This is a genomic window from Corynebacterium sp. S5S1 (genome assembly GCF_001913985.1).
Taxonomy (GTDB): Bacteria; Actinomycetota; Actinomycetes; order Mycobacteriales; family Mycobacteriaceae; genus Corynebacterium; species Corynebacterium marquesiae.
The window spans coordinates 1-11,001 of sequence record NZ_MKXT01000022.1 but is presented as its reverse complement, the minus strand read 5'-3'; the positions used below and the strand labels follow the sequence as shown (position 1 = coordinate 11,001).

The 11,001-nt window shown below is 59.8% G+C and carries 9 protein-coding genes and 3 pseudogenes; 4 read left to right on the top strand and 8 right to left on the bottom strand.

Going from position 1 to position 11,001, the window contains the following annotated elements:
• The 5 genes and pseudogenes from BKN05_RS08665 to copR form a co-directional block, all read right to left on the bottom strand.
• A pseudogene (locus tag BKN05_RS08665) lies at positions 1 to 177 on the bottom strand (IS6 family transposase); the annotation flags it as partial.
• Between the two features lie 92 nt (positions 178 to 269).
• Entirely contained in the window at positions 270 to 2,504 is a 2,235-nt protein-coding gene (locus tag BKN05_RS08660; protein ID WP_286688443.1) for a copper-translocating P-type ATPase, read from the bottom strand.
• Positions 2,505 to 2,554: 50 nt separating this feature from the next.
• Positions 2,555 to 2,881 (bottom strand): heavy-metal-associated domain-containing protein, encoded by a 327-nt coding sequence (locus BKN05_RS08655; RefSeq protein ID WP_150851786.1) that lies wholly within the window; start codon positions 2,879 to 2,881, stop codon positions 2,555 to 2,557.
• 140 nt (positions 2,882 to 3,021) lie between these two features.
• Entirely contained in the window at positions 3,022 to 4,149 is a 1,128-nt protein-coding gene (gene copS / locus BKN05_RS08650) for a two-component system sensor histidine kinase CopS (RefSeq protein ID WP_286688442.1), read from the bottom strand.
• Positions 4,146 to 4,868 carry a two-component system response regulator CopR gene (gene copR / locus BKN05_RS08645; protein ID WP_100067814.1) on the bottom strand — a complete coding sequence of 241 codons (723 nt, stop codon included), beginning with the start codon at positions 4,866 to 4,868 and terminating at the stop codon, positions 4,146 to 4,148. The genes copS and copR overlap by 4 nt, the downstream gene beginning before the upstream one ends.
• Positions 4,869 to 5,272: 404 nt before the next feature.
• On the opposite strand from copR, the gene BKN05_RS08640 reads away from it, so the two are divergent.
• Positions 5,273 to 5,848 carry a CueP family metal-binding protein gene (locus tag BKN05_RS08640; protein ID WP_049378083.1) on the top strand — a complete coding sequence of 192 codons (576 nt, stop codon included), beginning with the start codon at positions 5,273 to 5,275 and terminating at the stop codon, positions 5,846 to 5,848.
• 71 nt (positions 5,849 to 5,919) lie between these two features.
• Entirely contained in the window at positions 5,920 to 7,401 is a 1,482-nt protein-coding gene (locus tag BKN05_RS08635) for a multicopper oxidase family protein (RefSeq protein WP_286688441.1), read from the top strand.
• Positions 7,402 to 7,521: 120 nt separating this feature from the next.
• Here BKN05_RS08635 and BKN05_RS08630 read toward each other — a convergent pair.
• The 3 genes and pseudogenes from BKN05_RS08630 to BKN05_RS08620 all read right to left on the bottom strand — a co-directional run.
• A pseudogene (locus BKN05_RS08630) lies at positions 7,522 to 7,656 on the bottom strand (3'-5' exonuclease); the annotation flags it as partial.
• Between the two features lie 746 nt (positions 7,657 to 8,402).
• The gene (locus tag BKN05_RS08625; protein ID WP_255718269.1) at positions 8,403 to 9,578 is read right to left on the bottom strand and encodes an MFS transporter; all 1,176 of its coding nucleotides are present in this window, start codon (positions 9,576 to 9,578) and stop codon (positions 8,403 to 8,405) included.
• A gap of 83 nt (positions 9,579 to 9,661) precedes the next feature.
• The gene (locus BKN05_RS08620; RefSeq protein WP_239279318.1) at positions 9,662 to 10,132 is read right to left on the bottom strand and encodes a cupin domain-containing protein; all 471 of its coding nucleotides are present in this window, start codon (positions 10,130 to 10,132) and stop codon (positions 9,662 to 9,664) included.
• Positions 10,133 to 10,233: 101 nt separating this feature from the next.
• Here BKN05_RS08620 and BKN05_RS08615 point away from each other — a divergent pair, with 101 nt between their 5' ends.
• Both BKN05_RS08615 and BKN05_RS08610 read left to right on the top strand, forming a co-directional pair.
• A complete protein-coding gene (locus tag BKN05_RS08615) occupies positions 10,234 to 10,710 on the top strand; it encodes a MarR family winged helix-turn-helix transcriptional regulator (protein ID WP_239279319.1) in 477 nt (158 codons plus the stop codon).
• Positions 10,711 to 10,824: 114 nt separating this feature from the next.
• Positions 10,825 to 11,001, top strand: a pseudogene (locus BKN05_RS08610) (IS6 family transposase); the annotation flags it as partial.

Here is an 11,001-nt window from a genome sequence, read left to right as displayed (position 1 = left end):
GTCCAGCTCAGGGGCGTATTTCTGAACCCAGCGGTAGATCGTGGCGTGATCGAATGGCACGCCCCGCTGAAGTCATCATTTCCTCCAGATCGCGGTAGCCCACCCCGTAGCGGCAGTACCACCCACTGCCCACAGAATGATGCCACGGGGGAAATGACGACCAGAGAAAATACCCATGGCTGTGACTATTTCACGTCGCCCTTCCTACTGCCCCAACTTTGCAACAGCACCTTTCAGGGTCATATGGGGCAGTGAAGAGAAGTGGCGGATCAGTGGACGGCGGTGGATGCCGGAGTAGGCGTGGTGTGTTCCTCCTTCGACTCGGTCGGAGCCAGGTGAGCCGGATCCAGATCAATGCGGCGCAACAGCTGGGCGTTCAGGGCTACCACGATGGTCGAGGCAGACATCAAGATCGCGCCCACGGCCGGGGACAGCACGAACCCGATCGAGGCGAGCACTCCGGCGGCCAGCGGCACGGCGAGGATGTTGTAGCCAGAGGCCCAGATCAGGTTCTGGATCATCTTGCGGTAGCTGGCTTGGGACAGCTCAATCATCGACAGCACTGCCCGCGGGTCATCACTGGCTAGGACCACCCCGGCAGATTCCATGGCCACATCCGTGCCGGCACCGATGGCGATACCGACGTCCGCGCGGGTCAGAGCGGGGGCGTCATTGACACCGTCACCGACCATGGCCACGCTCAAACCCCGGTCCTGCAGCTGCGTGACCTTGGTGTCTTTGTCCTGGGGCAGGACCTCGGCGAAGACCTCATCAATGCCTAAGTCCTGACCGACGGCGTGGGCCACCTGCTGGGCGTCGCCGGTGATCATCGCGACCTTCACCCCGCGGTCCTGCAGGGCTTTCACGGCGGCGCGGGATTCGGGGCGGATCTTGTCCTCGACGGCCACCGCACCGATGATCTGACCGTCGCGGACAATATGGAGCACACCGGCCCCACGCCCGGTCCAGGCGCTGGTGGTGTCGGTGAGCTCGGCCGGGGTGGTGAGGTTGAACTCGCGCAGCATGTTCGGCCCGCCCACGAGGATCTCAGCGCCATCGACAGTGGCCCGGACCCCCCGGCCGGAGGCGGCGCTGAAACCAGTTGCACGGATTTGCCGACGGGAGGCCTCGGGATGGGCGGCCGCAGCCGCCACGATGGCGCGGGCCACGGGGTGCTCGCTGTCGGCCTCCGCGGCGGCGGCCAGGGCCAGCAGCTCGCCCTCGGTGACGCCGACAGCTGCCGCAACACCGGTGACCGCGTGCGCACCCTCGGTCAGGGTGCCGGTTTTGTCGAAGAGCACCACGTCGATGGCGCGCATCCGCTCGAGCGCCATCCGGTCCTTGATGAGCACCCCGGATTTCGCGGCCCGCTCGCTGGAGATCGCAATGACCAGCGGAATCGCCAGGCCCAGGGCATGCGGGCAGGCGATGACCAGCACCGTAACCGTGCGCACCACGGCATCGTCCGGGCTGCCGATGATGGTCCACACCACCGCGGTGATCAGAGCGGAGATCAGCGCGAACCAGAACAACAACGCCGCCGCCCGATCCGCCAGGGCCTGGGCCTGGGAGGAGGACTCCTGGGCGTCGGCAACCATGCGTTGGATCCCGGCCAGGGCGGTGTCCCCACCGGTAGCCTCCACCCGGATGCGGACGGTGTTGTCGGTGGCCACGGTACCGGCGACCACCTTGTCACCGGTGTCGCGGAAGACGGGACGGGATTCGCCGGTGATCATCGCCTCATCGAATTCGGCGGCTCCGTCGAGGATGGTTCCGTCGGCCGGCACCCGGGCACCGGCCCTCACCAGCACGACGTCGTCGACGACCAACTCGGAGATGGCCACGGTGCGGGTGGTCCCGTCGATGACTTTCTCGGCCTCATCCGGCAGCAGGGCAGCCAGCGCGTCAAGCGCGGAGGACGCGGCCCCGAGAGCGCGCATCTCCAGCCAGTGGCCCAGCAGCATGATGGTCACCAACAGGGCCAGCTCCCACCAGAAGTCCAGGTCAAAACCGCCCAGCCCCAGAGTGGTGACCCAGGAGGCGACAAACGCCACGGTTATGGCCATGGCGATCAGGAGCATCATCCCGGGTTGGCGGGATTTCAGTTCTTTCCATCCGCCCTTGAGGAAAGGCGTTCCGCCGTAGACGAAGATGATCGTGCCCAGCACCGGGGGGATCCAGGTGGATCCGGGGAATGCCGGGAGTTGGTAGCCGAGCAGCTGGGCGACCATGGGGCTGAAAATAGCGACGGGAATGGACAGAATCAGCGACCACCAGAAGCGGTCTCGAAACATTGCGGTGCTGTGTCCGGCGTGTTCGCCGTGACCATGAACGTGGTGGTCTTCGTCCGGGGCGGAATGCGGGTGATCGTGAGGCATCGCCTGGCCGTGGGTGTCGGCATCTGCGTGGTGTTCGTGGCTGGCATGATCCGGGTGGTGGGTGTGGTCTGTTTCCGGAGCGGGGTGATCACCATGGTGATCGCCGGAATGGTGGGGAGTGCTCATGACGTTCCTTTCGCTCAACCCGGCCGGGGTCGAGATGATGGGTGAACTGATCAGGATAAGACGGTGTAGCCGGCCTCCTCGATGGCCCGGCGAACCATCTCCGGAGGTACGACACCGGTGACCGTGACGGTGGAAACACCACCAGCAGCGAGATCAATCTGGACGTCGTCGACCTGGGGGAGGGCCTGAAGGGCCTGGGTCACGCTTTTCGCGCAGTGCCCGCAGGTCAGGCCGGTGACCTGGTAGCTAGGGGAGGACCCTCCTGCTGACGAGTCGCTGGTGGCAGGGGTGGAGGCGGTGTCGGCACGTGAGGCAGGTCCGCAACAGCTGCAGCCGTGGGAGGCCATCGGCAAAAGGCGGGGCGGGGAGGTGATCATGGGAAAGCTCCTTCGGTTCGGTGGGGTGCGGCGATGCCGCTCTCTAGCGTATACCCCCAGGGGGTATATTTTCAGCATACCCCCTGGGGGTATATTTTCAAGGGGTAGAGGGCACGGCCCTCACGCGGGGCAGGGTGTGGTCACCGAGCAGCCTCCTCACTTTCGGGAGGGGACAGCGGGAGGCGGAGGGCAAACACCGCTCCGCGACCAGGTCCGGGGGAGGTGGCGGTGAGAGTGCCGCCGTGGGCCTCGATCAATGCCTTGGAGATGGTCAGACCGATACCGGCCCCGCCGTTGTCCCGGCTGCGGGCGGCATCCCCCCGGTAGAAGCGTTCGAAGATGTGTCCGAGCTGGTCAGGTGGGATGCCCTCGCCGTCATCGGCGACGTGGATGAGCGCGGTGGACGCCCCCTGTCGGTGGACGCTGATCCGGACCTGCCCGCCGGCCGGGGTGTGCCGTAGCGCGTTCGACAGGAGATTGCTCATCACCTGGCCGAAGCGTTGCCGGTCCACGAGCACCCGGGCGGTGTCTGTAATGGTCTCGACCTGTAAATCGACGCCTTTGTCAGCATAAGCTTCCCCCGCGGCAGCAGCGGCGGTATGGAGCAGATCCCCGAGCCCTTCCTCCTTCAGGTCCAAATCGATCCGGTGTTCCTGGGCCCGGGAGACATCGTCGATGTCTTCCATCAACCGGGTCAGGCGGGTGAGTTGGTCAGCCATGATCGTGTGGGTGGCATTATTCCAGTCCACGACCCCGTCCTGGAGACCATCGAGGTAGACCGTGAGCACCGATAAGGGGGTGCCCATTTCGTGGGCCAGATCAGAGAGCATCTGGCGGCGGACCTGTTCGGTGTGTTCCAGCCGGTCGGCCATGGTGTTGAAGGCATGCGCCAGGGTGGTGAACTCGGGGCCTGCTTTTCCGGCGGGCACGCGGATACGGGAGTTGCCGGCCGTCAGGCTGGTAGCGGCGTGGGTGAGATCCTGCAGGGGGGTGCGCAGACGACGCGATAACCACAGGCTGGCCAGCAGGGCGCTGATCAAGGCGGTGGGCAGGGCGACGGCCAGGGTGATCAGGTTGGCGCCCCGGTAGGCCTGCTCGGCATGGAACAGCTCCAGCGAGGGGTCCTCCCGGCCGGTCATCAACATATGATCATGGAACAGGGTCGGACCCACCATCGTGGCCACGGCCGCGGCCACCAGCAGGCTAATCACCACGACCAACACCTGGGCGGCCAGGAAGCGGAAGGTCAGGCCGGGTCCGTGATTCATGGCTGCCCCACCCGGTAGCCCACGCCACGCACGGTGTCGATAAACCCCCGGCCCCGGGTGTCGGTGCCGAGCTTGCGACGCAAGTTGCCGATGTGGACATCGACGATGCGTTCATCACCGACCCAGGTGGTGTCCCAGACCTCGGTGACCAGGTCGTGGCGGGTCAGCACCTGGCCGGGGCGCAGGGCCAGGGCAACCAGCAGCTCGAACTCCGTGCGGGTGAGCTCCACGGTCGTCTCCCCCACCCGCACCTCATGGGCGACGGGGTCAAGGATGAGGTCCCCAACGATCAAGGGGGTGGTCACCTGCGGTGGGGTGATGCTGGTGCGCGGGCGGCGCAACACCGCATGCACCCGGGTCACCAGTTCCCGGATGCTAAAAGGTTTGGTGATGTAGTCATCCGCCCCCAGGGTCAAACCGCTGATCTTGTCGTCCTCGCTGCCACGCGCAGTGAGCATGAGGATGTAGCAGTCCGAGAAGGTGCGGATGCGTCGGCACACCTCCAGGCCGTCGAGTTCGGGCAGCCCCAGATCCAGCACCACAACATCGGGGGAAAAGCGACGGGCCTCGTCCATGGCCTGGGTACCGGTGTGCGCCTGGCGGGTATCGAAGCCAGCCCGGATGAGGTAGGAAGCCACCATCTGAGCCAGGGGTTGTTCATCATCGACGACCAGCACCCGCCCCGGGGGCGTGGCGGTGGTCGGTGTGCGGTCAGCCATAGACCCCAGTATCGCTCCGGCCAGGGGGGAATACCACCCTCGCTCAGTACCCGGCGGGGAAATCTTCATCAAATCTTCAAACATCACCCTTCGACCGCCGTCACCCCTGTGTCCCACCCTGGGTCGGCGGCATCGCCTCCCCTGGTCGGTTCAGCAGGCGCCACCAGGGATTTCACTGTCTGCACCGCATACCCGGGGCGGGTAGAAGTACATCACCCACGGCTGTGGGGTGGTGTCCCGGTGGTGACCCAGCCCACCGAATTCACCCCCTTTTCGCCCTGTTATAAGGCTGTGAACAGGGTTTTTGATTTCTAGTCCGTCAGGCACCCGTGCTAGATAAAGGTATGGCATCGACCTTGAGACGGTGTCTTCTCATGGTCTTACCACGATCCAAGGAGATTGACGTGAAACGAGCAGCGATCGCAGCCGCCGCCCTTGCCCTCGCCCTCACGGGGTGTTCGGCTGCCGACCCGGAACCCACCGCCGATGGGACGGTGTCGCAGGACACATTCCTGACTGCCCATGGCCTGGCCGACATGGACGCGGTGGAGATCATTGATCACCTCGACCGGCAGAAGGTCACTGAGCGTCCCACGGATCTGATCGCCTCAGTACGTGCCGATGAACTGCTGCTCTCGAGCGATGACCAGGAAGTTGTGCTCGATCTTCCCGACAATCAGACGTATGTCTCGATCGCACCCTATCTCACCTCCACCCACGACTGCTTCTACCACAGCCTCACGACCTGCCAGGGGGAACTCGACAATGAGGATATCCAGGTCACGATCACCGATGAGGCGACCGGTGAGGTGCTGGTGGACGAGACGACAACCACCTTCGACAACGGGTTTATTGGCTTCTGGCTTCCCGATGATGCCACCGGCCTGATTGAGGTCAGCTACCAGGGGCGTACCGGCACCACGGAGTTTTCCACCGCCGACGACGGTGCCACCTGTGTCACAGACCTGCGCCTGACGTGATGGCTCAGCAGGGTCCTCACCTGCGCCTGTCTCCCGTGTCACTGAAATCCTGCACCAAGGAAGGTTAAATCATGATGAACGCGTTTTCCCGACGACAGTTTCTGCTCGGCGGGCTCGTCCTCGCCGGCACCGGGGCCGTGGCCGCCTGCACCAGCGACCCTGGACCCGCTGCCTCGGCACCAGGTTCCTCTCTTCGCCCCACTCCCACCCCCACTGCGCTCGGTGAGCCGACGGTGCGCCGGACACTGAACGCCCGGCCCCTCTCTCTGGATATCGGCGGCATCGAAGCCAAGACGTGGGGATACGTCTCTGACACCGGGGATGCGGCCATTGAGGCCACTGCCGGCGACGTCCTACAGGTCGATATCACCAATGAACTGCCTGAGAGCACCTCCATCCACTGGCATGGCATCGCACTCCACAACGCAGCCGACGGTGTGCCCGGCATGACCCAGGACCCCATTGAACCTGGCGAGTCTTTCTCCTATGTTTTTGAAGTCCCCCATGGTGGCACCTACTTCTACCATTCCCACTCCGGCCTGCAGCTTGATCGCGGCCTCCACGCCCCACTGATCGTCCGTGACCCGCAAGACGCTGAGGACCAGGACGTCGAGTGGACCATCGTGCTCGACGACTGGGTCGATGGCATTCAGGGCACTCCCGACGATGAGCTCGACAAGCTCACCGGAATGGGTTCGGGTGACCATAACGGGAAGAAGGGGATGGGAGGTCACGGCCATATGATGCACGGCACCCCGGACCGGGTACTGGGCGGGGATGCCGGCGATGTGATGTATCCGCACTACCTCATCAACGGACGTATCCCCCGTGCTCACCGGACCTTCGAGGCTCGCCCGGGCGACAAGGCCCGCCTGCGGTTTATCAACTCCGGCGGTGACACCATCTTCAAGGTGGCCCTCGGTGGCCACCGCATGACCGTGACCCACACCGACGGCTTCCCTGTCCAACCCAGGGAGACCGAATCGATCTACCTGTCGGTGGGCGAGCGTGTCGACGTCGAGGTCATCCTCGACGACGGTATCTTCCCGCTCACGGCTTTGGCGGTGGGTAAGGACGACCGTGCCTTCGCCGTCATCCGCACCGCCGGCGGCCAGGCCCCCCACCCCGATGTCGACTTCCCCGAGTTGTCGTCCACCGGACTGCTTCTGTCCTCCCTGAAGCCAGCAGACCGTGCACTCCTGCCCGAGGACACACCAGACCGAGAAGTCAGCATCGACCTGGGCGGGCAGATGATGCCGTATGAATGGAGCATTCTCACCGACGGCCAATCCTCCTCCGCGACCGTGCAGGAGGGCCAGCGCCTGCGGATGGTCATGCGCAACAGGACCATGATGCCCCATCCCATGCACATCCACGGCCACACGTGGGCGCTGCCCGGCAGCGGCGGGCTACGCAAGGACACCGTCCTTCTCCGCCACGGAGAAACCATGATTGCCGACCTGATCGCTGACAACCCCGGTGAGTGGGCATTTCACTGTCATAACGCCTATCACATGGAAACCGGGATGTTCAGCTCGCTTCGCTACGAGTAACCCCCACAGCAGGGTTGAGTGCCGAGGTGGGCGGGGGTGCCCCCGAGTAGTGGACACGGCGTTGGTGTCAGGGTTGAGCAATGTGTGCCAGGAGTTGACGGGATTGAAGTATGCGTCGGCGTGCACGGCAGCAAGTTCAATGATGCGGTCGTAGCACTTGTTAAAGCCGGTGGTTTCGGCATCAATGACCGCAAAGACCGGCTTGCCCGGTGTGCGCGGGGCGTAGCGGTTGAGGAGGTTTTCTAAAAAGCCCATGGCCTCAAACCTAGAGGCCCATACCGACATGCCCACCTAAACGCTATCGAACACTGCAACCAACGTGGATTTCTGTGGATAACCACACTAGCCCTGTGCGGGTTGTCCACAAGGTTAGTGTGGTTGGCCTTTCGTAGCGGGCGTGGGTGTGGTTGCCTTAGTGCTATGAGCACTTCGCAGGACTATCCGAACTCCACCCCAACCCCCGCTACTACGACCACTGGGGAGGGTCAGCGGCGGGGCCGAGTTTGCGGGATATTTCCCAGCAGGAATTAAATACTGCTACCCAGTACATGATTGATGAGCATGGATATGCTGCGCACTAAGGAAAAAGGAGCGACTAGGAAAAATAAAAAGAGCCGGAGTGGAAACTTCTGTGGTTTCCATCTCCGGATTTCGATGGTGGGATGTTCACGATGGCAGCTCAACATTGCTTTTCAAGAAGCGTATCCCGAGCTGCGGATATGAAATCTCCCGGGAATTACCGGATGGAACCGGCATCTGCATAGAAAACGGAATAAGAAAAATTACAACAAGGTGTTTTCTCCAAGCAGCAAGAAGCGTTTGCTCGGATTTGTGGCGCAACATGTTTGGAAGACTTGTTCAATTCGCTTTTTGCCACGTTGCCGGATCCACTCCCTGGAAACTGGCACACTGAAGTGAGACTTCACAACGCGTGATGTTCAAGATGGAAGTTCAAGCCTGTTTTAAGAAGCACTTCCCGGCCTGAGCGTGTGGCCTATCTCTCAAAGCTGCCTTCCAAAATCTCTACTCCTCACAACGAGCAATCCGAAAACTAAGACACACATCACCCCTGCACCAATACTAAGGGAAGAAACACCCCAAAGACTCGATATTGCCCCTCCGAGCGCACCACCGATACCTACACCAAAATTGAAGATAGTAACGAAAAAGGACTGTGCAATGTCTGCCAAGTTAACTGCATTTCTGGCTAAGGCAGTCTGCAGAACTGTCGGTGCACCACCAAACCCCAGTCCCCAGACGATTATTCCAGAAATGAAAAAATAGTTGGGAGCTGCCGGTACCGACAAGAGCAAGAATCCTAAAAGCATCAACGCGCCTGAGATTAGACCAGTCAGGAACAATCTCTTATCTACAACGACAGCAGTAAGTAAAATACTGATCCCCGCAGAAATCCCGAAAAATAGAAGCACGACATCTACGCCAAGAGCTATTCCCACACCACTGGTTAAAGGTTGAATGTACGTGTAAACCATGTTGTGCGCTACTGTCCAGCCGAAGAGCGCTACAAGCACCCCCATCACACCAGGCATCAAAATCGATCTCTTAAGAACTTTGGTTCCTGGGCCATCTCCAACAAGTCCCGGCCGGGGAGGAACTGTAAACATAATCCATAACGCCAAAACGATGGATGCAACTGTTAGCATGCCGAGCGTCAATCTCCAACCAAAGTGTTGACCCCCTAATGCACCAAGCGGGACTCCAAAAGCTAAGGCGAAAGGCTGCCCAAAACCGATAATGGCAAGTGCGCGACCTTGGTTTTCCGAACTGACCAAACTCCGAGCGTAATTTGCCACAAGGCCCCAAACGACGCCTCCAGCCATACCGGCAAGAAACCTAGCAAGAAAGGCTAACCACAAATACGAAGTAATAGCAGTGAGAGCGTTGAAAACGCCAAGCCCCATGATAGCTATAACCAAAAGACGCTTACGCGGCATTTTTCGAGTTGCTGTCATCACCGGTATTGCAGCCACCACAGATCCAGCTGCATAAGCGGTTAGAAACTGTCCTACTTTTCCCGTTGTCGTTCCAAAGGACTCACCCATATCAACCAAAACCCCCGTAGGAATGGTCTCGGTCATTATGGCCAAGAAAGCGGCAAACGCTAACCCTGTCAATTGTAGGACTGGTATATCTGCTTTCGATTTCCGATTCGACATGATTGGCAATAATCAATCTTCCTAAAATGCTCGCAGTCCGGTCTCCCTACATCCGGAGTGCAAGCAACGTAGATTCTGGCTCCCTATCCTCCTCTATGCGCTTTCCAATCTTGTGCTTCCACAAAATACGTATCGAATTCATCTTCTCGACGGGCAAGCTCATCTTCAGGCGCCTTGCCACTCATTATCCGTCCCAAGATACGGAAATACTCAAACCTCTCCACACCGGGTGCGATAGTTACCAGTACATCCGCATCGCTACCCTTAGCGGCTCCAAAAGCATGAGGAACACCCGGAAGAACCAATGCGCAATCACCCGCACCTAGCTGGTAAATGTGGCCATCCTCCCAAAACTCCAGTTCCCCTTTAGTGACGTAGAAGAACTCACACGAAATCTTATGAAAATGTGGAACGGCTCCCTCACCCCCATCAAAAAGTTGAATATTTTGTACACTCACATTTCCTTTTGCATCCGAGGCATCCACCAGCAATCTTGCCTTCGGAAGGCGAGAGGAGGAAGCATCTGCCACTATTTCGGGTTCAGAAATTAACATCTTAAATCTCCATTGGTTGTTCGCTGACGAACTATATAGTTCGCTACCGAACTTCTTTTGTCAAGCGCTACACTAAGTTTCAGCAACCCGAAAGGAACAAAATGGACCCCATCTCCACAGCCATGAACAAATGGACGAGGATAAATCCCCACGTCGATGTGGATGCAATGGAAACAACCCTTCGCCTCACCCATCTGTTAAGAGCAATCAAAAACGAAGTGACGACCATCCATGAACAAGCTGAATTAGCTCCGGGCGACTTCGATGTTCTAGCAACGATCCTCCGCCAGGAAAACATCACCCCGGGACAACTTGCACACGCCCTACTTCTGTCAAAGGCCGGAATTACCGGAAGACTTAACAAGCTCAAAAAGCAAGGACTCATTGATGAAGAAATGAATCTTAGCGATAAGCGAGGAAAAACTCTGACACTAACGCCAGAAGGACACGACCGAATAATGTCCATCGTTGAAGCCCATGCCACAGCTGAGCGAAAAGCCCTCAACCACCTGTCCAGTACACAACAGGATGAACTGCTCGAATTGCTACGATCTTGGAGCAAAGAAAGCCCAGCCTAAACGACAGGATGTGTTGGCGAGGTTAGATGATTAGCCATTCTGGCGTGCTGCTTTTAGGATGGTGCTGTTGCAAAGTTGGGGCAGTAGGAAGAGTGACGTGAAATAGTCACAGCCTTGGGTATTTTCTCTGGTCGTCATTTCCCCCGTGACATCATTCTGTGGGCAGTGGGTGGTACTGCCGCTACGGGGTGAGCTACCGCGATCTGGAGGAAATGATGACTTCAGCGGGGCGTGCCATTCGATCACGCCACGATCTACCGCTGGGTTCAGAAATACGCCCCTGAGCTGGAC